Origin of the sequence: Citrobacter sp. wls710, assembly GCF_005281115.1 — a bacterium.
In the GTDB taxonomy this organism is placed as follows: domain Bacteria; phylum Pseudomonadota; class Gammaproteobacteria; order Enterobacterales; family Enterobacteriaceae; genus Citrobacter; species Citrobacter werkmanii.
In genome coordinates this window covers 57,708-80,672 of sequence record NZ_SZXD01000039.1, presented here as the reverse complement: position 1 = coordinate 80,672, position 22,965 = coordinate 57,708, and the positions used below count along the sequence as shown (strand labels likewise).

Annotated in this window: 16 protein-coding genes; 7 read left to right on the top strand and 9 right to left on the bottom strand. The window is 52.8% G+C overall.

Going from position 1 to position 22,965, the window contains the following annotated elements:
• Positions 1–3: 3 nt before the first annotated feature.
• From FDX14_RS18670 to atoS, 6 genes are all read right to left on the bottom strand, one after another.
• Complete coding sequence (locus FDX14_RS18670; protein WP_042307156.1) at positions 4–1,188, bottom strand: acetyl-CoA C-acetyltransferase; 1,185 nt, start codon at positions 1,186–1,188, stop codon at positions 4–6.
• Between the two features lie 30 nt (positions 1,189–1,218).
• Complete coding sequence (locus FDX14_RS18665) at positions 1,219–2,541, bottom strand: TIGR00366 family protein (protein ID WP_137350037.1); 1,323 nt, start codon at positions 2,539–2,541, stop codon at positions 1,219–1,221.
• Positions 2,538–3,188: a 3-oxoacid CoA-transferase subunit B gene (locus FDX14_RS18660; RefSeq protein ID WP_137350036.1), complete on the bottom strand. Its 651-nt coding sequence runs from the start codon at positions 3,186–3,188 to the stop codon at positions 2,538–2,540. Before FDX14_RS18660 ends, FDX14_RS18665 begins: the two co-directional genes overlap by 4 nt.
• 2 nt (positions 3,189–3,190) lie before the next feature.
• Entirely contained in the window at positions 3,191–3,850 is a 660-nt protein-coding gene (atoD, locus tag FDX14_RS18655; RefSeq protein WP_038642220.1) for an acetate CoA-transferase subunit alpha, read from the bottom strand.
• Between the two features lie 198 nt (positions 3,851–4,048).
• Positions 4,049–5,434: an acetoacetate metabolism transcriptional regulator AtoC gene (gene atoC / locus FDX14_RS18650; protein WP_137350035.1), complete on the bottom strand. Its 1,386-nt coding sequence runs from the start codon at positions 5,432–5,434 to the stop codon at positions 4,049–4,051.
• On the bottom strand, positions 5,431–7,269 hold the full coding sequence (atoS, locus tag FDX14_RS18645; protein ID WP_042307221.1) for a two-component system sensor histidine kinase AtoS: 1,839 nt from the start codon (positions 7,267–7,269) through the stop codon (positions 5,431–5,433). The genes atoC and atoS overlap by 4 nt, the downstream gene beginning before the upstream one ends.
• 168 nt (positions 7,270–7,437) lie before the next feature.
• On the opposite strand from atoS, the gene rcsC reads away from it, so the two are divergent.
• A complete protein-coding gene (gene rcsC / locus FDX14_RS18640) occupies positions 7,438–10,284 on the top strand; it encodes a two-component system sensor histidine kinase RcsC (protein ID WP_137350034.1) in 2,847 nt (948 codons plus the stop codon).
• A gap of 70 nt (positions 10,285–10,354) precedes the next feature.
• Here rcsC and rcsB read toward each other — a convergent pair whose 3' ends face one another.
• Positions 10,355–11,005, bottom strand: coding sequence for a response regulator transcription factor RcsB (gene rcsB / locus FDX14_RS18635; RefSeq protein ID WP_003027592.1), 651 nt, complete (start codon positions 11,003–11,005; stop codon positions 10,355–10,357).
• Positions 11,006–11,021: 16 nt separating this feature from the next.
• Positions 11,022–13,691, bottom strand: coding sequence for a phosphotransferase RcsD (gene rcsD / locus FDX14_RS18630; RefSeq protein ID WP_137350033.1), 2,670 nt, complete (start codon positions 13,689–13,691; stop codon positions 11,022–11,024).
• Positions 13,692–14,432: 741 nt separating this feature from the next.
• On the opposite strand from rcsD, the gene FDX14_RS18625 reads away from it, so the two are divergent.
• The 6 genes from FDX14_RS18625 to mgtE all read left to right on the top strand — a co-directional run bounded on the left by FDX14_RS18625 (position 14,433) and on the right by mgtE (position 21,756).
• Positions 14,433–15,533 (top strand): porin OmpC, encoded by a 1,101-nt coding sequence (locus FDX14_RS18625; RefSeq protein ID WP_061382097.1) that lies wholly within the window; start codon positions 14,433–14,435, stop codon positions 15,531–15,533.
• A 115-nt stretch (positions 15,534–15,648) separates the two neighbouring features.
• On the top strand, positions 15,649–16,701 hold the full coding sequence (gene apbE / locus FDX14_RS18615) for an FAD:protein FMN transferase ApbE (RefSeq protein WP_042307169.1): 1,053 nt from the start codon (positions 15,649–15,651) through the stop codon (positions 16,699–16,701).
• A 79-nt stretch (positions 16,702–16,780) separates the two neighbouring features.
• The gene (gene ada, locus FDX14_RS18610; RefSeq protein ID WP_137350032.1) at positions 16,781–17,845 is read left to right on the top strand and encodes a bifunctional DNA-binding transcriptional regulator/O6-methylguanine-DNA methyltransferase Ada; all 1,065 of its coding nucleotides are present in this window, start codon (positions 16,781–16,783) and stop codon (positions 17,843–17,845) included.
• Complete coding sequence (gene alkB, locus FDX14_RS18605) at positions 17,845–18,495, top strand: DNA oxidative demethylase AlkB (RefSeq protein ID WP_042307174.1); 651 nt, start codon at positions 17,845–17,847, stop codon at positions 18,493–18,495. The genes ada and alkB overlap by 1 nt, the downstream gene beginning before the upstream one ends.
• A gap of 75 nt (positions 18,496–18,570) precedes the next feature.
• The gene (locus FDX14_RS18600) at positions 18,571–20,214 is read left to right on the top strand and encodes a multidrug ABC transporter permease/ATP-binding protein (RefSeq protein WP_079223354.1); all 1,644 of its coding nucleotides are present in this window, start codon (positions 18,571–18,573) and stop codon (positions 20,212–20,214) included.
• A 105-nt stretch (positions 20,215–20,319) separates the two neighbouring features.
• Positions 20,320–21,756, top strand: coding sequence for a magnesium transporter (gene mgtE, locus FDX14_RS18595; protein ID WP_038642202.1), 1,437 nt, complete (start codon positions 20,320–20,322; stop codon positions 21,754–21,756).
• Here the strand turns inward: mgtE and FDX14_RS18590 are convergent.
• Complete coding sequence (locus FDX14_RS18590; protein WP_061388442.1) at positions 21,719–22,963, bottom strand: SulP family inorganic anion transporter; 1,245 nt, start codon at positions 22,961–22,963, stop codon at positions 21,719–21,721. The genes mgtE and FDX14_RS18590 overlap by 38 nt on opposite strands.
• Positions 22,964–22,965 lie beyond the last annotated feature (2 nt).

The following is a 22,965-nucleotide window of genomic DNA, read 5'->3' as shown; positions in this document are numbered from 1 at the left end:
TTTTTAATTCATGCGTTCCACAATCATTGCGATTCCCTGACCGCCGCCGATGCACAGCGTGGCAAGCCCAAGCGTTTGATCGCGTGCCTGTAGCGCATGCAGCAGCGTAACCAGAATTCGTGCGCCGCTGGCGCCAATAGGATGTCCCAGGGCAATAGCCCCGCCGTTGACGTTAACCTTTTGCGGATCGAACCCCAGCGTTTTGCCGACGGCAAGAAACTGCGCGGCAAATGCCTCGTTGGCTTCGATAAGATCGATATCGGACAGCTGCAGCCCGCTCAGCTGTAGCGCTTTTTGCGTGGCCGGAACCGGCCCCATCCCCATCATCGCCGGTGCCACGCCACCGCTGGCCCAGGCTTTGATCCGTGCCAGTGGTTTTAGCCCTGCCGCCAGTGCCGCAGACTCTTCCATTACCACTAATGCCGCCGCACCGTCGTTGATCCCCGAAGCGTTGCCTGCGGTGACGGTTCCTGTTTTATCGAAGGCTGGGCGCAAGGCGGCGAGCCCTTCCGCCGTCGAGTCAGCTTTGGGGAACTCGTCGCGCTCAAAGATGATGGTTTTTTTACGAGACGACACGCTGACGGGCACGATTTCAGCCTCGAATGCGCCGGACGCGATTGCAGCCACGGCTTTACGCTGTGACTGCAGTGCCAGTTCATCCTGCATTTCGCGGCTGATGCCGTACTCTTTGGCGACATTTTCTGCGGTGATCCCCATATGATACCCATGCTCGGCGCAGATCAGACCGTCGCGCAGAATAACGTCTGACAATTGCCCATCACCAAGACGATATCCCCAGCGTGCTTTTGCGTCTAACAGATAGGGGGCCTGGCTCATGTTTTCCATCCCTCCCGCCACGATCGCCTGAGCTTGTCCTGCCTTAATTGCGAGGGCGGCAAGCGCCACGCTTTTCAGGCCCGAGCCGCACACTTTGTTGACGGTAAAGCCGCAAACGGTGTCGGACAGGCCGCTTTTTAACAATGCCTGACGCGCCGGATTTTGTCCGAGTCCTGACTGCAACACATTGCCCATAATCACCTCGTCCACGCGCTGTGGATCAAGGTGAGCACGCTCAAGGGCGGCTCTAATGACGGTGGCTCCAAGCTCGACGGCCCCCGTTGTTGCCAGTGCGCCGTTAAAACTGCCGATTGCGGTACGTGCCGCGCTGACGATGACACAGTTTTTCATTTTTCAGTTCCTTTTAATAAGTTGTTGCCGTCAGAACAGGGTCAATCCAATAACAAAAATGACGCCGGAGAAGAGCAGGGCGGTGATGCAGTACCCCATAATGTCGCGCACGCCCAGCCCGGCGATGGCCAGCGCCGGTAGCGCCCAGAATGGTTGTGCCATGTTCATCCACTGCTCCCCGTAGGCGATGGCCATCACTGATTTGCCAAGATCGGCACCCAGCGCCTGCGCCGCAGGCATGACGAACGGTCCCTGAATAACCCAATGGCCGCCGCCGGACGGCACGGCAAAGTTAATCAGCGCTGAACTGAAGAAGGTCATCAGCGGGAAGGTATCTTTGTTGGCGACGTTAATGAAAAACTCGGTAATAAGCCCGCCGAGACCAGAGTGCTCCATCATCAACTGAATACCGGCGTAGAAGGGGAATTGCACCAGAATCCCGGCGGTGCTACGTGCGGCAGCGCTGACGGCACGCATATAGGCCATCGGTGTTTTATGCAGCAGCAGACCGGCAATCATAAACATCAGATTGACGGTATTGATGGTGATGTTGAAACCTTTCTCGGCAAAGTAGATGCCCAGATAGGCAATACCTAATGCACCGATGATCAGTGCCAGAATGCGGCTTTCTTCCAGTTTTTCCGAAGGCGGCGCGTCTGGCGGCAGCTTCTTCTGAAAATCAGCTTCTTCCAGTAATAGTTTCGGATCGATGCTCACCACATCTGTAGGTTTTGGCGTCATCATGCGCGTGATGAACGGCATTACCACAATCAGCGCCACGGTGATGAAGATATTGAAGCCGGTGAACAGAGTGTCCGCGACAGGAATTAACCCCGCTACATGCTCGACCGGGTTGCCAGGCGTTGCCGCCAGCAAAGGCATTGAACCGGAAAAACCACCGCCCCAGGTCAGGAAGCCGATGTAGGCGCAGGCAATCAGTAACGGATAATCGGAGCCCGGTACCCGACGAGCGACTTCACGGGCGAACATCGCCCCGACTACCAGACCGAATCCCCAGTTGATAACGCAGGCAACCGAACCAAAAAAAGTGACCAGCATTACGCCCTGAGCGGGGGTTTTGGCAGCGGATGCCGCCGTACGCAGCAGGCTTTTCACTGGCCCGGAACTGGCTAACGCATGGCCGGTCACGATGATTAGCGCCATCTGCATACCAAACGCCAGCAGGTTCCAGAAACCGTCACCCCAGAATTTCACCATGCTGATGGGCGCCTGTGGCGTTAACCATAGCGCGATGCCGAAGGTCAGCAATGTTAGCAACATGGCGAAAATCAGCGGGTCGGGCAGCCAGCGGCTGACCACCCGTGTCATAAAGCGAGCGATGCGGCCAATCATGCGTCACCTCGCAGGATGAGCAGATCGTCGGCAATAGCAAACTGCGCTTCGGTTTTTTCACGCAGCGTGGCGACATCACATCCTTCAACAATTTCAGTCAGCCACATTTTGCCGTCAATAAAGCGGAATACGGCAAGTTCAGTGACCAGCATGTGCACAGCATGCTGCGCGGTGAGCGGCATGGTGCATTGCCGCAGGATTTTTGCTGAGCCGTCTTTCGCGCAATGCTCCATGGCAATAATGACTTTCCGTGCACCGGTCACCAGATCCATAGCGCCCCCCATGCCGGGCACCATCTTGCCGGGAACCACCCAGTTGGCAAGGTTTGCCTGCTCATCGACCTGTAACCCACCCAATACACAGGCATCAACGTGACCGCCGCGAATCAACGCGAACGACATGGCGCTATCAAACATCGCCGCGCCTGGCAAAATACCGCACGGTTGGCCGCCCGCGTTTACCAGGTCAGGATGCGCGGTGGTCACTGGGCCCAGTCCCAGAAAACCATTCTCAGATTGCAGCGTAATGTGAATATCTGCAGGCAAGTAGTTGGCTACCATGGTTGGCAGGCCAATACCTAAGTTGACGATATCGCCATCGCGAAGCTCTTGCGCCACCCGGCGCGCAATACGTTGTTTAGCATCCATGATTAGCTCTCCTGTGGAATGACGATATGGTCGATAACGGCGCCGGGGGTAACAATCTGGTCAGGCTGCAGCTCGCCTGTTTCAACCATTTCATCCGGTTCAACCAGCGTGATGTCAGCGGCGAGAGCAATCAGAGGGTTAAAGTTTCGGGCGCTGAGCTGGTAGGTGAGGTTGCCAAGCATGTCAGAGCGATGGGCGCGAATAAGCGCTAAATCGGCGCGCAATGGTCGTTCAAGCAGCCAGGTTTTGCCCTCGAGCGTGATGGTCTGCTTACCATCCTCCACGATGGTGCCAACGCCGGTAGGCGTCAGAAAACCACCAAGACCCGCGCCGCCGCAGCGAATTTGCTCGATCAGGGTACCTTGCGGAACCAACTGTACGTCCATCTCGCCGGCAATCATGCGACGACCGGTTTCCGGGTTGGTGCCAATGTGCGAGGCAATGACTTTGCTCACCCGCCCATTGACGATCAGTGGCCCGATACCGGTATCGACAAATGCAGTATCGTTAGCAATCAGCGTCAGATCTCTGACGCCAGATTCCAGCAGGGCTTCAACCAGGCGAGGCGGTGTGCCTACCCCCATAAAACCACCGACCATGATGGTCATGCCGTCACGAAAGAAGCCTGCAGCGTCTTGTAAGGTAATCAGTTTTGTTTTCATTATGTTTCCCTTTTGCATACTCCATTTTGGGTACGCTCAGGGAAGTGCAAGCAGAATGCCAGGATGCTTTAAAAGACGTATTAATCTTTAGTCGTTTGAATTTATTAATGTATTTCTATATTTCTAACGGAGAGGGAAAGCGAGGGGCTATGCAGAATTTTGCGCAGTGTGCAAAATTCTGCATAGCAAATTTGCGTATCAGGAACCCGAAGGGTCGATGCCGTACTCTTGTAATTTATACATCAGGGCACGTCGGCTAATCCCCAGCATCAACGCCGTGTGGGTGCGGTTGCCGTCCTGACTGTCGAGGACTTCGAGGATAATGCGTTTTTCCTCACGCTTAATCTCTTCTTTCAGATTGCGCTCCCCGGAGTGAGTCGGTTTTGTCTCTGTCGTGGCGCTCACCGGGTTGCGGAAAGCGTCGGGGAGATCGTCGGCAAAAATTATCGCGCCAGTATTCATAATGACGGCACGTTCGATGACGTTTGACAGTTCACGAATGTTACCCGGCCAGGACCAGGCGGTGAGCATCGACATCGCCGTCGGGTCGATCTCGATGATATCGCGCTGATTTTCAGTGCTGAATTTTTGTAAAAAGTGGTTGGCGAGTAAGGCAATGTCTTCACGACGCTCGCGTAAGGGAGGCAAAGTCAAATGGATAACGTTGAGCCGGTAAAACAGGTCTTCGCGAAACGTTCCTTCCTTCACCATGGTTTGCAGGCAGCGGTTGGTGGCGGCGACGATGCGAATATCAACGCGAATGGTCTGGTGCCCGCCGATGCGTTCAAACTCTCTCTCCTGCAAAATACGCAGCAGTTTGGCCTGCAACACCAGCGGCATCTCACCAATTTCATCAAGCAACAACGTTCCCTGATGAGCGCGCTCGAACAACCCTTGACGCAACGTCTGCGCCCCGGTGAAAGCGCCTTTTTCATGACCAAATAGCTCGCTTTCCAGCAGCGACTCCGGCAGAGCCGCGCAGTTAACTTTGATAAATGGGCCATTGGCGCGTTTGCTGTTGTAGTGAATGGCGCGGGCGATCAGCTCTTTTCCTGTGCCGCTTTCACCGCTTATCAGGACATTTGCCTGTGAGAGGGCGATTTTCGCCGTGTCTTTACAGATATCCATCATACGCGGACTGTTGGTCAGAATATGCCCCCACTGCCAGCTGGTACTCAACGCTTTGTGTAGATTGCGTATTTCCTGTTTCATCTCCTGCAGTTGCAATGCGCGTTGAATCACCATGCTTAGCTCGTCGAGATCAAAGGGCTTAATCACGTAATCAAATGCGCCGCTACGTAGCGCTTCTACTGCGGTTTCGACTTCGGCGTAAGCGGTCATCAGAATGACGGGGATCCGTGGTTGTTGCCCGCGCATCACTTTCAGCGCGTCGATGCCGTCCATCTCCGGCATGCGAATATCCATCAGCACGACGTCTGGCTGCATTTCGCTAAACAGGTTCAGCGCGGCTTTCCCGTCGCTGGCGCAATGCGTTTCATGCCCTTGCAGGGAAAATGCGGTGGCAAGCATACGGCGAACATTTTCTTCATCATCAACGATGAGAATACGGTATGTCGTTTTCATTCTGACGGATTTCCCTGCGGGTTAAGAGGTAAAATCAGAGTGAATATCGCCCCACAGCCAGGTTGGCTGGTTACGTGGATATCCCCCTGATGCGCATTGATGATGCGCTGGCTCAGCGCCAGTCCAAGACCAGTGCCGGATGCTTTTGTCGTAAAAAAGGGATCGAATATTTTCTTCTGGATGGCGAGATCGATACCATTGCCATTATCTTCAATCATCACGGCCTGTTGTGAGGCCGAGTATTGCCAGGTGCGAATGCGAATTTCGCCTCGCGCAGCGATCGCCTGTACTGCATTGATTAAAATGTTGAGGATCACCTGCTTGAGGAGTTCGCGATCGGCGACGATCGGCGGCAGGCTGGGATCTAATTCCGTGGTAAAACCAATCCGTGCCTGAAGGCCGGCGGTTTGCACCAGGATTAGCGTCTCTTCAATCAACGCATTGAGCTGAATCTGCTGCCACTGGCTTTGTCGTGGGCGTGAAAAATCTAACAGTTGTTGAATAACTTTATTGATGGAATCAATTTCGTTAAGCACAACAGATAAATACTCCTGATGTTCCGGCAGGGAGGTTTGCTGGCGGATGATCTGGACGTAGCCACGGATTGCGGTCAGCGGATTTCTCACTTCATGCGCGACCCCGGCCATCAGTTCACCCAGAGTGGCGAGCCTTTCGGTTTGCGCCAACCGACGCTGGGTCTCTTTCCGGGCGGTTAAATCGGAGAAAATAACCAGCGCGCCAATCAGTTCGCCGTGTGCGTTATGGATCCGACTGGTGGTAACACTTATCTCAATGGTGCGTTCACGTCCCGGAAAGCTAATCTCCTGAGCCACGTGCTCAGTACCGTGCTCAAGAGTATCCAGTACCGGGCTATGAAACTGCGTGTTGGCAAACAGCGTAGCATAGGACTGTCCGACCAGTTCATGCAGCGTGTAGCCCGTTATCTGCTCTGCCGCCGGGTTCATGGTGGTGACGTCACCTTGTCTGTCGATGGCGATCACACCATCTGCGGCATTTTCAATAATCAGATCGTTGAGGGTTTTGGTTTCCCGTAGCGTTTGCGCCAGTGCATTAACACTACGGCTGATTTGTCCCAGCTCGCCGGGGAGTTCAGGCAGTCGGGCGGGCGTTTTTTGTGCCAGCGTTGAGAGCCCATCAGTGATAATGTCGATATTCGCACTGAGTCGGCGTGAAAAATGCACGATCAGCAGCAGACTAAAGATGAGCCCGGTAACCAGCACGGCAATTATCCTGACGTCCATTCTCCAGGCCTGCTGGCGGATATCTTGGGTTAGCTCATTGGCCCAGATATACCCAATAACCTCTCCATGGCGCTCTATTGGGATCATAGAGTTGAGTATGTCGCCGCGCACCTGTCGCCCTGAATAGACCACTGGCGCATTGCTACTCATCACTTCGCGTCCCGGATGATCGTCAGTGATAGTGATACCTACATTGCTCTGATACAGCGCAGAGGGCGCGTAGGTGATAATGGCATCCAGCGCTTTGTGGTAATACCCTGCGCCAACGCCGGGAAACGCCCGGGTAATTCGCTCGGTAACGGGGGCTAACTCATGATTAAGCGCCCGAATGCGCTCTTCGCGCGGCAGGTTGTCGTAGTTGTTAAAGCTGTCGCCCAGCGCATCGTTTAGCAGGGCTATGACTGATGACAGTTTTTTCTCTTTTTCAGATAAGACTGCTGAACGGCCTTCAGTTTCTACGATATAACCTATGGATATCGTCGGAATGATGACCATCAGAATGGCCATCATGATCATTTGGTTGCGTAATCGTCGTGGATATAACCGACGAGCCAGCCATCTCAGGTCGCGCATTCTGACATCCATGCAGTGTTTTTCAGGCAAACGACGATTATCACGGGTTAGGACAATGGTTTCAGCGCGGTGTATCATATTCCCGTAAAGAGAGGGCATTGCGACGCCGGACATTTACCGCTACCTTAACCACACTCTATTAATGCCCTGAGGCGGAGCTTCGCCCCTTTGAAATACCTTGCTTCCGTTCATTCAACCCTAAAAGTCTCACGCTACCTGTTCAGAGCGTTGGCGCTCCTGATCTGGTGTCTGATCGCTTTTGCCTCCGTGTTCTACATTGTGAACGCGCTGCACCAGAGAGAGTCTGAGATCCATCAGGAGCTTAACCTCAGCTCCGATCAGGCCCAGCGTTATATCCAGCGCACATCAGATGTTATCAAAGAGCTGAAATATATTGCTGAGAATCGCTTAACGGCGGAAAACGGCGTGATGTCGCTGCGGGCGCGGGATGACAAAACCGTCGTACCTAACTTTGAGCCGCTGTTTGCCGACTCCGACTGTTCGGTGATGGGCAACGCCTGGCGAGGTTCTCTGGAGTCGCTGGCGTGGTTTATGCGCTACTGGCGCGACAATTTTTCTGCAGCCTATGATTTGAATCGCGTATTCCTGATCGGCAGCGATAATCTCTGTATGGCGAATTTTGGTCTGCGTGAGATGCCCGTCGAACGTGACCAGGCCCTGAAAGCGCTGCATGAGCGTATTATTAAGTATCGCAATGCGCCGCAGGATGAAAACGGTAATAACCTGTTCTGGATTAGCCAGGGGCCGCGTCCTGGAGTGGGCTATTTCTATGCGCTGACGCCGGTTTATCTTGCCAACCGTCTGCAGGCGCTGCTGGGCGTGGAACAACCTATTCGCATGGAGAACTTCTTCACGCCGGGCAGTTTGCCGATGGGGGTGACCATTCTCGATGAAAATGGCCATGCGCTGATTTCGCTCACCGGCCCTGAGGGGAATATTAAGGCTGAACCACGCTGGATGCAGGAGCGTTCCTGGTTTGGCTATACGCCGGGTTTTCGCGATCTGGTGCTGAAGAAAAATCTGCCGCCGTCATCGCTGAGCATTGTGTACTCTGTTCCGGTGGATCTGGTGCTGGAGCGGATCCGCATGATGATCCTGAACGCTATCCTGCTGAATGTGCTGGTCGGCGCGGCATTATTTATGCTCACGCGTATGTATGAGCGGCGCATTTTTATTCCTGCGGAAAGCGATGCTCAGCGCCTGGAGGAACACGAGCAATTTAACCGTAAAATCGTGGCTTCCGCGCCGGTGGGGATTTGTATTTTGCGCACGCTGGATGGCATTAACATCCTGAGTAATGAACTGGCGCATACCTATCTGAATATGCTGACGCATGAAGACCGGCAACGGTTAACGCAAATCATCTGCGGCCAGCAGGTCAATTTTGTCGATGTGCTGACCAGTAACAATACCAATCTTCAAATCAGCTTTGTGCATTCGCGCTATCGCAATGAAAACGTGGCAATTTGCGTCCTGGTTGACGTCAGCGCGCGCGTTAAAATGGAAGAGTCGTTGCAGGAGATGGCCCAGGCGGCGGAACAGGCGAGTCAGTCCAAATCGATGTTCCTTGCGACAGTGAGCCATGAGCTGCGCACGCCGCTGTATGGCATTATCGGTAACCTCGATTTGTTGCAAACCAAAGAGTTACCCAACGGGGTGGATCGCCTGGTGACGGCGATGAATAACTCTTCCAGCCTGCTGTTGAAAATTATCAGCGATATTCTCGATTTCTCGAAAATTGAATCTGAACAGTTGAAGATTGAACCGCGCGAGTTCTCACCGCGTGAAGTGATGAGCCATATTACGGCAAACTATCTGCCGCTGGTGGTGCGTAAGCAGTTGGGATTGTACTGTTTTATCGACCCGGATGTGCCCGTCGCGTTGAATGGCGATCCTATGCGTTTACAGCAGGTGATCTCCAATCTGCTGAGTAACGCGATCAAGTTTACCGATACCGGCTGCATTGTGCTGCATGTGCAGTGTGACGGTGATTACCTCAGTATCCGTGTGCGTGATACCGGGGTGGGGATCCCCGCCAAAGAAGTGGTCCGTTTGTTCGATCCTTTCTTCCAGGTGGGCACTGGCGTACAGCGTAATTTCCAGGGAACCGGGCTCGGTTTGGCTATCTGTGAAAAACTGATCAGCATGATGGATGGCGATATTTCCGTTGATTCAGAACCGGGAATGGGCAGCCAGTTTACGCTCCGTATTCCTCTTTATGGCGCCCAGTATCCGCAGAAAAAAGGCGTAGAAGGACTGGCTGGCACCCGTTGCTGGCTGGCGGTGCGTAACGCATCGCTGTATCGCTTTGTCGAATCCAGTCTGACGCGTAACGGGGTGACGGTGCTGCGTTATGAGGGGCAGCACCCGGACGCTGATGACTTGTTGGTTGCCGACGATGTGCTGGAACAGGCGTGGCAAGGACGTGCCGCGGTGATTTTCTGCCGTCGACATATTGGGATTCCGTTGGAAAGGGGGCTAGGGGAGTGGGTGCACAGCGTGGCGTCGCCGCACGAACTGCCCGCGTTGCTGGCGCATATTTACAGCGTTGATCTGGGGAGTGAAGAACTCTCCACGGCGCTCCCCGCCCCGGATAAAGTCGGCGCGACCAATGATGACATGATGATACTGGTGGTCGACGATCATCCTATCAACCGGCGTTTACTGGCCGATCAACTGGGATCGTTGGGATATCAGTGTAAAACGGCGAATGACGGTGTCGATGCGCTCAATGTACTGAGTAAAAACCATATCGACATCGTGCTGAGCGACGTCAACATGCCAAATATGGATGGTTATCGCCTGACTCAGCGCATCCGCCAGTTAGGTTTAACGTTGCCGGTTGTGGGCGTGACGGCAAACGCGCTGGCTGAAGAGAAGCAGCGTTGTCTGGAATCCGGTATGGATAGCTGTCTTTCCAAGCCAGTGACATTGGATGTATTGAAGCAAACTCTGACGGTCTATGCGGAAAGAGTGAGGAATGCGCGGGGATAAGAGATCTCTTATCAGACCTACGAAACAAGTTGTTCGTAGGTCTGATAAACGCAGTGCCATCGGCAGTGACTTACTCTTTATCTGAAGGACTCAGCGTCACGGAAGAGAGGTAATTTAACAGCGCGATATCGTTTTCCACACCGAGTTTCATCATCGCCGATTTTTTCTGGCTGCTGATGGTTTTAATACTGCGGTTGAGCTTTTTGGCAATTTCCGTAACCAGAAAACCTTCGGCAAACAGACGCAGAACTTCACTCTCTTTCGGTGACAGGCGTTTGTCGCCATAGCCACTGGCGCTGATTTTCTCCAGCAGACGAGAAACGCTTTCCGGAGTAAATTTCTTCCCTTTTTGCAGCGCGGCCAGCGCTTTCGGCAGGTCTGTTGGCGCGCCTTGCTTCAGGACAATCCCTTCAATATCGAGATCCAGTACCGCGCTCAGGATGGCCGGGTTATTGTTCATGGTCAGAACAATAATCGACAGGCTCGGGAAATGGCGCTTGATGTATTTAATTAACGTGATCCCATCACCGTATTTATCTCCCGGCATGGAGAGGTCGGTAATCAACACATGAGCATCTAACTTAGGCAAATTGTTGATCAGTGCTGTGGAGTCTTCAAATTCGCCGACAACATTTACCCACTCGATCTGTTCAAGTGATTTACGAATACCGAACAGTACAATCGGGTGGTCATCGGCAATAATTACGTTCATAGTGTTCATGTATTGGGCTACCTTGCTACAGCAAGCTCTTGACGTATGCGTCAATGTCGCTGATGTATTTTTCTATACCTGGAGCATCTTTCTCTTGAATAAGATGTTCCAGCGCTTCACATAACTGCTTGCCGGGTACCAGATTAAGCATGGCAAACACGCCTTTCAGGCGATGAGCCGTTTGGGCTAACGCAGCGAAATCACTGATTGCTGCCTCAGTATACAACCTCTTAACATCATCCGGTACTGTGTCTACAAAGAGTGCATAGTAACCGCTGGCATGAAGTTCGGCGTTTTCATCTCCGCCGAGGGGGAGCTCCTGGAGCTCTTCTTGTGCCAACTGCTCTTCTATCAGCTCGAGGACAGCTTCCTGCATAGCATTGCTCATATTAAAGTTGACGCGCAGCTGACCGGGGCCAATTTTCCGTACGCCAGACTCATCATCGCTTAAAAGCAAGCCCGAGGCAGTAAGATTAGACGGATTATCTGTTAAAAAGAGATCATATTCTTGACTATTCAACCGTTCGTCGGGCGTGATGCAGGTTGCTCCCCAGTTTTCCAGTTGACGTAATACGATGCTCCGTACGTCATTAGAGGTCACATCAACCATTACGCAGACGTCATCTAACAGGCGCTCTTCACTATCAGCATGTTGATCGTGCAGTGGCATTTTAACATGGACTATATAACGTGTTCCAAGCTCTTCCCGCGCTTTAATGTTCAGGTGTCCACCCAGCTTACGGGCTAACTGATCGCACAGCCAAAACGTCAACGGGTTGGCTTTGCCATAACGATCGCCTTGTGTGTCATTAATGAATGGGAAATGCAGGTTATCAACTTCCTGTAACGTGACGCCTTCCCCGGTATCCAGAATGCGGAAGGTCAGACGTTCAGCCTCCGATTCATCCTGGTCGACTTCCAGCGTGATTTTACCAATCTGCGTGGTGGTTACCGCATATTGAATCAGCAGCAGCAAAATACGACGTAGGGCATCGCGGTCGCCACGGCGTTCGTCATGAGCGCTAAGGTGATTTTTAATCAGTAGCTGCAGCCCTTTACGCTTAATGGCCGGCAACACCTCCGGGACCACGTCGTCAATCAACGCCTGTACGGAAAACAGCGTTGATTCACCTTTCCAGGCGTCGCTTTCCAGCAAGTTAGCCAACTGGATTTCATCCACCATGCGAACCAAAACGTCAGCCTGATTGGCCAGTTTTTGGCTGTCGGGGGTATTGAGCGCGGCGGCATTAGCAGCCAGTGTTTTAGCCGGGGCTTTCAGCGCATTACCAATATTCTGCATAAAGGCTGCGCGAGCCTGTTGGTTTTTCTCATACAGCCGTTGCGCTTGCTTCAACTTTTTATTAACCAGTACTTCACGGTCCTGGTCACGAATGATAAAGATCTGGGTTCGCGATGAGATCTGGCTGCGAAATAGCCTGATTTCATATAGCTCATTATTGATAGTGGCCTGAATGACGCCCTGATGCTGCTCCGCCATATTGGTAATGTTTTGCAGATTTAAATGCGGCAGCAGGTGGTCGGCAATTTTATTGCTAATTACCGTGCGGTTGGCTTCTTGATCGTGCACCAGTAATCCCAGCGGCAGCAGGGAAACAATCTCTTCATTGATCGCACGCAGGATCCGCAGTTCATTATTTGCCGCAAGATTTGGCGCCACTTCGGTTGAACGGGCAGGGAGGTGACGAAAGGTGGTATAACCAAACAGCGCCAGAGCCAGCAACGCGATGTTCAGTAACAGCGGCAGAAGAATGTTTTGCAGCGTATCAAGTAACAATGAGCCAAACGGAACCTGCCAGACCAGCCGCATATCCGTTGAGTCCAGCGCCGATGAGATCTCAATTTTACTGTTGTTGAAGCTAATACTGACGCTGTCAGGCGACTCTTTTTCATTGACGTGTTCAGTCGTTGAACTGGCATCAGGGACCAGATGGAAACTGTCCAGCGGCATGCCGGCAGGGATCAGGTCATTAATCGGCAGGTCAAAGGCGACAACCGTTGCCAGATGTCCCGGCTGATTAAAGGTCGTGCGCAGCGTGAAGTAATGTCCGTTTTGCCAGACCAGACGGCGCAGCGACGAGAAGCTTTCGCGCTCATCCAGCGCATTGGCCTGCTGCAGCATTTCAGCGCGTCGGGAGTCGACAATATTACCGATTGTCGATTCCTTAAAGCCGGAAGTCAGATCTTTCAGCGGCAATGTTGAGATAAGGATCAGGCTATTGTCCTGACCATTGAGGTAATACATTGACCATGGAATATTTTCCGCGCCCCATAGCGTATCCAGATAGGTTGAGATTCGTTGGGTCATCTCCAGCGTAGAGCTGTCATGCGAGCCGAAAATCAGCGCCTCGGTTTTTCTGCGAGGTTTTTCAAGATAGTAGACATCTTGTTTCAGGCGAGTTTCCTGCAGCCCTTCTGCGCCAGGCGAGCTGGGCGTGGCAGCAATATTGTCATAAATTTGCCAGGTCACGTATCGCCAGGTATCGACCCTTTTATGAATGGCATGGGTGATATCGACAATCTGATAGCTCTTATCCTTTAGCCAGGTATTGACGGCGCTCTGGACCATGACGCCCATCATCACCAACAGCACCACGATCAGTAATAAGAAGTAACGGGTAATATTTCCCGGTAGGAGAGAGAATCGGGTAGAAGCCGTTGTGTCAGACTGACTCATTCGTGTTTATGACCTGTTAAACGACGCGAAACATGAAGGGGCAGTATAAAGGGTAATGTATGAATTGCCATACCTGGAGCATGCGACAGAGTTTGCATTGTCTGCGCCGCATTTTGCTGTAACCCCCGATGATGCAAAGATGTACAGCGAAGAATAGCGGGTACAAATATTTTGTAGTGAATGTATACATTTAGCATTAAATAACAAGAAATTAATAATAAGGTTTATTTCTGATCTCAACGTGACGGGATGGTTAATAGACGTGATAGTTGTTCATCGGTAGCACAGAACAGTCAGCTTTGTGTAAAGAAGAGTAAAAAAAAACCGAACGCAGAGCATTCGGTTGAAATAGGGGTAAACAGACATTCATGAATGAATGACGGTAATAAATAAAGTTAATGATGATAGCGAGTCTATTTTAGTTGCGAGTGAAGATTTTTTTTTATCATTCAGTGCTATGGTTGTGTTTTGTTTAATTAATTGATTTATATGTATTTTGTAATAGTTCTTGACTATTTGTGCTTATTCTCTCCATTTTCTTAATTAAAAAAAGTTCCCTTTTGTTAATATTTTGAAACATCTACATAGATAAATGAAACATCTTTAAAGTATTAGTATCATATTCGTGTTGGATTATTCTGTGTTTTTGCGGAGAATGAAGTTGCCGACTGGTTAATGAGGGTTAGCCAGTGAGCAGTGGCATAAAAAAGCAATAAAGGCATATAACAGAGGGTTAATAACATGAAAGTTAAAGTACTGTCCCTCCTGGTACCGGCTCTGCTGGTAGCAGGCGCAGCAAATGCGGCTGAAATTTACAACAAAGACGGCAACAAATTAGACCTGTACGGTAAAGTCGATGGTCTGCACTATTTCTCTGATGACTCTTCTAAAGATGGTGATCAGACCTATATGCGTATCGGCTTCAAAGGCGAAACCCAGGTTAACGACCAACTGACCGGTTACGGCCAGTGGGAATACCAGATTCAGGGTAACTCCTCTGAAAACGAAAACAACGCCTGGACCCGTGTGGCGTTTGCTGGTCTGAAATTCGCTGATGCAGGTTCTTTCGACTACGGTCGTAACTACGGCGTGGTTTACGACGTAACGTCCTGGACCGACGTTCTGCCGGAATTCGGCGGCGACACCTATGGTGCGGACAACTTCATGCAGCAGCGTGGTAACGGCTTCGCGACCTACCGTAACACCGATTTCTTCGGTCTGGTTGATGGCCTGAACTTTGCCATTCAGTACCAGGGTAAAAACGGTAGCCCGGAAGGTGAAGGTATGACTGGTGTGACCGGCAACGGTCGTGATGCACTGAATCAGAACGGCGACGGCGTTGGCGGATCTATCACTTATGATATCGGTGAAGGCTTCTCCCTGGGTACTGCAGTCACCAGCTCTAAACGTACTGACGAGCAGAACAAGCTGAACTTCGGTACTGGCGATCGTGCTGAAACTTACACTGGTGGTCTGAAATACGATGCGAACAATGTGTACCTGGCAGCACAGTACACCCAGACCTACAACGCAACGCGTGCGGGTAACCTGGGCTGGGCTAACAAAGCGCAGAACTTCGAAGCCGTTGCGCAGTACCAGTTCGACTTCGGTCTGCGTCCATCCGTGGCTTACCTGCAGTCTAAAGGTAAAGACCTGAACAATGGTTATGGTGACCAGGACATCGTGAAATATGTTGATGTTGGCGCAACCTACTACTTCAACAAAAACATGTCCACCTATGTTGATTACAAAATCAACCTGCTGGATGACAATAACTTCACCCAACGTGCCGGTATCTCTACCGATGACATCGTAGCACTGGGCCTGGTTTACCAGTTCTAATCTGCGTTCATGTTGTTAAAAGGCCCTGCGGGGCCTTTTTTAATGCTTTTTTTTCGCCGTACAAACAACGATTTTTGGTGTACTCTTGCGCCCGTTCGCATGAGGATAATTACGTATGGAAATGAATTTTTATCGCGCAGCGCTGCTGGCTGTGACGATCTTTTTTGTCGGGTGCGATGAGGCCCCGAAACCGGCTCAGACCACACAATCCGCCACCGTTCTGGAAGGTAAAACGATGGGCACCTTCTGGCGGGTCAGCGCGGTGGGCGTGGATGCCAAACGCGCCAGGGAGTTGCAGGAGAAGATCCAGACTCAGCTTGATGCTGACGATCAGCTTCTTTCAACCTATAAAAATGATTCTGCCCTGATGCGCTTTAATCTGTCGAAAAGCCTGTCGCCGTGGCCGGTCAATGACGCTATGGCGGATATCGTCACGTCGGCGCTGAGAATTGGCGCGAAAACCGATGGGGCGATGGATATCACCGTGGGACCGTTGGTCAACCTGTGGGGTTTCGGTCCGGATCAGCAACCCGTGCACATTCCCACTCAGGCGCAAATTGATGCCGCAAAAGCGCAAACCGGACTTTCACATCTGAAGGTAGTGAATGAGGCGCAACGCAACTACCTGCAAAAAGACTTGCCGGATCTGTATGTGGATCTGTCTACCGTTGGTGAAGGTTATGCCGCCGATCATCTGGCGCGACTGATGGAGCAAGAGGGGATCGCCCGTTATCTGGTTTCCGTTGGCGGTGCGCTAAACAGTCGTGGTATGAATGCGGAAGGACATCCATGGCGGGTGGCGATCCAGAAACCCACCGATCGTGAAAACGCGGTGCAAGCGGTTGTCGACATTAACGGGCACGGCATCAGCACCTCCGGTAGCTACCGTAACTATTACGAGCTGGACGGTAAACGCCTGTCGCATGTTATCGATCCGCAAACTGGTCGTCCGATCGAACATAATCTGGTGTCTGTGACGGTGATAGCCCCTACGGCGCTGGAGGCTGACGGCTGGGATACCGGTTTGATGGTGCTCGGCCCGGAAAAGGCCAAAGAAGTGGTGCGTCGTGAAGGGCTGGCGGTGTATATGATTGTGAAAGAGGGGCAAGGGTTTAAAACCTGGATGTCGCCGCAGTTTAAAAGCTTTCTGCTCAGCGAAAAAAATTAAAAAGCAAGATTGCGGGTTTTTATACCTGGCTATCAGGACACACTGAGGCTAAGCGCTATGCTTAACAAAGGAGTCCATAATGAAAAGTCGTTTACGCATAACTGATGATGACCGCTGGCAGTCTGTTGTGGATCGTGATGCTGACGCCGACGGTCAGTTTGTTTTCGCCGTCCACACCACCGGTATTTTCTGCCGTCCGTCCTGTCGGGCGAAGCATGCGCTGCGCAAAAATGTCAGTTTCTTTGCTGATGCCGAGCAGGCGCAGGCCGCCGGGTTTCGGCCCTGTAAACGCTGCCAGCCGGATAAAGACAGTGCGCAGCAGCATCGGCTGGACAAAATAGCCCACGCCTGTCAGTTGCTGGAGCAGGAGTCGCCTCTCACGTTGGATGACCTGGCGCAGCAGGTGGCGATGAGCCCGTATCATTTACACCGCTTGTTTAAAGCCACGACGGGCATGACCCCGAAAGCGTGGCAGCAGTCCTGGCGCGCTCGTCGTCTGCGCGATGCCCTGGCAAAAGGGGCACCAGTAACCCAGGCGATTCTGAACGCCGGATTCCCCGACAGCAGCAGCTATTACCGGCAAGCGGATCAGGCACTAGGGATGACCGCCAGGCAATTTCGCAAAGGCGGCGACAACGTTTCTGTGCGCTATACCCTGGCAGATTGCGCCCTGGGTCGTTGCCTGGTGGCGGAAAGCGAACGCGGTATCTGCGCGATCTTGTTGGGTGATGATGATGCTACATTGGTTGCGGAACTGCATGAGCTGTTTCCCGCCGCTCAGGATGAAGCAGCCGATGCCGATTTCCAGCAGCATGTGCGTGAAGTCATCGCCGTGATTAATACGCGCAATACGTCGTTGTCTCTGCCGCTGGATATTCGCGGGACCGCATTCCAGCTGCAGGTGTGGCAAGCGCTGCGCGCAATCCCATGTGGTAAGACGGTTAGCTACCAGCAGTTAGCCAGCGCCATCGGCAAACCGAAAGCGGTACGCGCAGTGGCCAGCGCCTGCGGAGCTAACAAACTGGCGATTGTCATCCCGTGTCACCGGGTGATCCGCAATGATGGTGCGCTTTCGGGCTACCGCTGGGGTATTACGCGCAAAGCGCAGTTACTGCAACGAGAAACCACTGGGGAGGAAACGTAATGCTTGATCTCTTTGCGGATGAGAAACCCTGGCAAGAACCGCTGGCATCCGGCGCGGTAATTTTGCGACGTTTTGCCTTTGAGTCCGCACCGTCTTTACTGCAGGCGATCGCGGCTGTCGCCAGACAGTCGCCGTTTCGCCAGATGGTGACGCCCGGCGGTTACACGATGTCGGTGGCGATGACCAACTGCGGTCATTTGGGCTGGACGACGGATCAACATGGCTACCTTTATTCACCGTTTGACCCGCTATCCGGTACGCCCTGGCCGCCGATGCCGGATACTTTCGCGGACCTGTGCCAGTTGGCGTCAACCGCAGCGGGCTATGCTGATTTTCAACCCGATGCCTGCCTGATTAACCGCTACACGCCAGGGGCGAAACTGTCATTACATCAGGATAAAGACGAACCTGACCTGCGGGCGCCTATCGTTTCTGTCTCGCTGGGGTTACCAGCCATCTTTCAGTTTGGCGGTTTGCGCCGTAATGACCCTTTAAAACGTTTACTGCTGGAGCATGGCGATGTCGTGGTATGGGGTGGGAACTCACGGTTGTTTTATCATGGGATCCAGCCACTTAAGACAGGGTATCATCCGTTAACCGGTGACTGTCGTTACAATCTGACGTTTCGCCAGGCTGGTAAAAAAGAATAAAAATAAGAATTATTATTGCTGTCGGCAAAGAGATGTTTAAACTGCGGGCTGTTATTACTTGTCCGGGTTGTTTGCATGGAACTTTTACTTCTTGTCTGGCGGCAGTATCGCTGGCCATTTATCAGCGTCATGGCGCTCAGCCTCGCCAGCGCTGCGTTGGGAATTGGTTTGATTGCGTTTATTAACCAGCGCCTGATTGAAACGGTCGACACCACGTTGATGGTGCTACCGGAGTTTCTTGGCCTGCTGCTGCTGTTGATGGTTGTCACCCTCGGCTCACAGCTGGCGTTAACCACGCTGGGACACCACTTTGTTTACCGCCTGCGTAGTGAATTTATCAAGCGTATTCTGGACACCCACGTCGAGCGTATCGAACAGCTTGGCAGCGCCTCGTTGCTGGCCGGTTTAACCAGCGATATCCGCAACATCACCATCGCTTTTGTCCGTCTGCCTGAGCTGGTGCAGGGGATTATCCTGACCATCGGGTCGGCGGCGTATCTGGCGATGCTATCAACCAAAATGCTGCTGGTGACGGCAATCTGGGTGGCAATCACCATCTGGGGCGGATTTGTGCTGGTTGCGCGGGTATATAAACATATGGCGACCCTGCGCGAAACAGAAGACAAATTGTACAATGATTACCAGACGGTGTTGGAAGGGCGCAAAGAGTTGACGCTCAACCGCGAGCGCGCCGAGCATATCTTTAATCAGTTATACGTCCCGGATGCCAAAGAGTATCGTCACCATATTATCCGCGCCGATACCTTCCACCTCAGCGCGGTGAACTGGTCGAACATTATGATGCTGGGCGCCATTGGTCTGGTGTTCTGGATGGCTAACAGTCTGGGCTGGGCGGATACCGCCGTGGCGGCGACCTATTCGCTGACGCTGTTATTCCTGCGTACGCCACTGCTTTCTGCTGTTGGCGCATTGCCGACGCTGCTCACTGCACAGGTCGCTTTCAACAAGCTGAATAAGTTCTCACTGGCGCCCTTTAAGGCCGAATTCCCGCGCCCAACCGCGTTTCCGGACTGGCAAACGTTGGAATTACGTAACGTGGTTTTCCACTATCAGGATAATGCGTTCTCTGTCGGGCCGGTAAATCTGACTATTCGTCGCGGGGAACTGATCTTCCTGATTGGCGGCAATGGTAGCGGGAAATCCACACTGGCTATGTTACTCACCGGGTTGTATCAGCCGCAGTCAGGCGAGATCCTGCTCGACGGCAAAGCGGTTGCTGTCGAAAAACCAGAGGACTATCGCAAGCTGTTCTCCGCCGTGTTTACCGACGTCTGGCTGTTCGACAAACTGCTCGGTCCGGAAGGTAAAGAGGCCGATCCGGCGCTGGTGGCGAAGTGGCTGGAACATCTGAAGATGGGTCACAAGCTTGAGCTGAACGATGGGCGTATTCTCAATCTCAAGCTGTCGAAAGGGCAGAAAAAACGCGTGGCGCTGCTGCTGGCGCTGGCGGAGGAGCGCGACATTATTCTGCTGGATGAATGGGCTGCCGATCAGGACCCGCACTTCCGCCGTGAGTTCTATCAGGTGTTATTGCCGCTGATGCAGGAAATGGGTAAAACCATCTTCGCTATTAGCCATGACGATCACTATTTTATTCACGCCGATCGTCTGTTGGAGATGCGTAACGGACAGTTAAGTGAACTCGTGGGCGATGAGCGTGACGCCGCCTCGCGAGATGCCGTCGCTCGTACTGCGTAATCCCAGCAACCGCCGGTTTTTTATCCGCCCGGCGGTTGCGTTTATTGTTATTTACATAAATCGGCATCATGATTAATGATATTTCATATCATGGATTTATGATTAATGTCCGCATTCAACAAAAACAGCGCCAGACTGCGTGATGAAGAGCGTGCGCGCCTCATCTGGTTGCTGACCACTGATAAAGCCATTATTTCCACGCTGTTGGGCAAGCTTACCCTGGCTGAGCAATATGACGTCGGTACCTTAGCCGACGATATTGCTGAGGTAGGGGCGCTGGTGGCGCATCTGCCGCCGCCGGATCTGGCCGATACCCTCGAAGCATTACCTTCTGAAGAGCGCCACGCCCTGTGGCGGCTGGTCGAAAATGAAAAGCGCGGTAACGTCCTGCTTGAGGCGTCAGAAAACGTCTGGGACGACCTGATTGATGAGATGAGCGACCGCGAGCTGCTGGATGCGTTGCAATATCTTGATATCGACGAACAGATTTACCTGGTCCAGCATCTACCGCGTAACCTCACAGGCCGTCTGCTGGCAACGTTACCCGCAGAGGAGCGGGCGCGCGTGCGCCAGGTGCTGCACTACGAGAAGAATCGCGTCGGTGCGATTATGGAGTTCGAAGTCATCACCGTGCGCCCGGACGTGACGCTGGAAGTGGTGCAGCGCTATTTACGGCGGCTGGGCAGGATGCCGGAAAACACCGATAAACTTTTCGTGACCGATCGCAATAAGGTGCTGGTCGGCGAACTGACGCTAACCTGTATCCTGCTCAATGATGTGCAGCGTAAAGTCAGCGAGGTGATGGAAGATGACCCGCTCACCTTTTCCCCGGAAGACATTGCCGAAAACGCCGCGCGTACGTTCGAACGTGACAACCTGGTCAGTGCCGCGGTGGTTGATCCTGCCGGTAAGTTGATGGGTCGTTTGACCATCGATGAGATCGTTGATGTGGTATACGAAGAGACCGATACCGATCTGCGTCGAATGGGGGGCTTAAGCGCCGAAGAGGATGTGTTTGCTCCCGTGACCAAGGCGGTAAAAACCCGCTGGGCATGGTTGGCCATTAATCTCTGTACCGCCTTTATCGCCTCGCGGGTCATTGATGGCTTTGAACATACGATTTCGCAACTGGTGGCACTGGCCTCGCTGATGCCGATTGTGGCAGGGATCGGCGGCAATACCGGAAATCAAACTATCACCATGATCGTTCGTGCGCTGGCGCTACAAAATATTCAGCCGGGAAACCTGACGTTTTTGATCCTGCGTGAGATGGGCGTGGCGCTGGTAAATGGCCTCGTCTGGGGTGGGATTATGGGCGGCATTACCTGGTGGCTGTACGATGATATGGCGCTCGGCGGCGTGATGACCCTGGCGATGATGCTTAATCTGCTGATGGCGGCGTTGATGGGGGTGATTATTCCCATGACCATGGTGAAGCTCGGGCGCGACCCGGCGGTCGGCTCAAGCGTCATGATTACGGCCATCACCGATACCGGCGGTTTCTTTATTTTTCTCGGCCTGGCAACCCTGTTTCTGATGTAGCCGCGGGTTTGCGTCTCACGATGCGCGGCAGGATGAGCATCGTCATCACCCCGGCAACCACGCCAATCGCCAGGTTGCCGGTAGTGACCGTTGCGCCGACAGTTATCAGCATAACCAGCGTTTCAGTAACGGGGATTTTCGTCAGTGTCGCGGGCTGGATACTCTGCCAACTGAAGGTTTTCACCGCCACAATCACCATAATTCCCGCCAGCACCGACATGGGTATTTTCGCCATGACTTCGCTCAATGCGGTGACTAACAGCAGCAACACAAGTCCGGCGGCAATCGTCGAAACGCGGCTGCGTCCTTTGCCCATCTCGACGTTAACGATGGTTTGACCAATCATCGCGCATCCGGCAATGCCACCATAAAATCCGGCCAGAATATTGGCTATCCCCAGTCCCGCGCTCTCTCGATTCTTATTCGACTGTGTCACCGTCAGATCATCCACCAGACGGGCGGTTAACAATGACTCCATCAAACCAACAAAAGCGATGCTCAACGCGCAGGGCCAGATAATCGCCAGAGTGTGCAGGTTGAGTGGGACGAGTAGCTGCGTTAATCCCGGCAGGCCGCCGCTCATTGAACCTTCGTCACCGACGGTTGGTAGCAGTTGTCCGCTGCTTACAGTAAATACCGTCAGCAGCACGATGGCGATAAGCGGCGCGGGGATTGTTTTAATAAACCGTGGAACCCACAGCACAATCAGCAGTGTCAGGACAAACAGTCCCCAGATTAGTGGGCTTTTACCCCAAAAATGTGGGACCTGAGCAAAGAAAATCAAAATGCCCAAGGCGTTGACAAAGCCGGTCATGACGGCTGTAGGAATGAATCGCATCAGACGCGCCATTCCCAATACACCAAACAGGATCTGAATCATCCCGGCCAGCACCACTGCAGGCAGAATGTACTGCACGCCGTGTTGATGCACCATCGGACCAATCACCAGCGCAACCGATCCTGCAGCAGCCGTAACCATTGCCGGACGACCACCTAAAAAAGACATTGCCAGGCACAACACGACGGAAGCTATCAGGCTGACTTTAGGGTCGACGCCCGCAATAACGGAAAAAGAGATCACTTCCGGGATCAGCGCCAGGGCGGTTACCACCCCCGCCAGTGTTTCACGTACCAGCAGGCGGGGTTGTCGCAGTACGGCGCGGGTGCCCTGTTCTGTCACCGCAGGGGAGGAGTGTTTTGCAGACATAG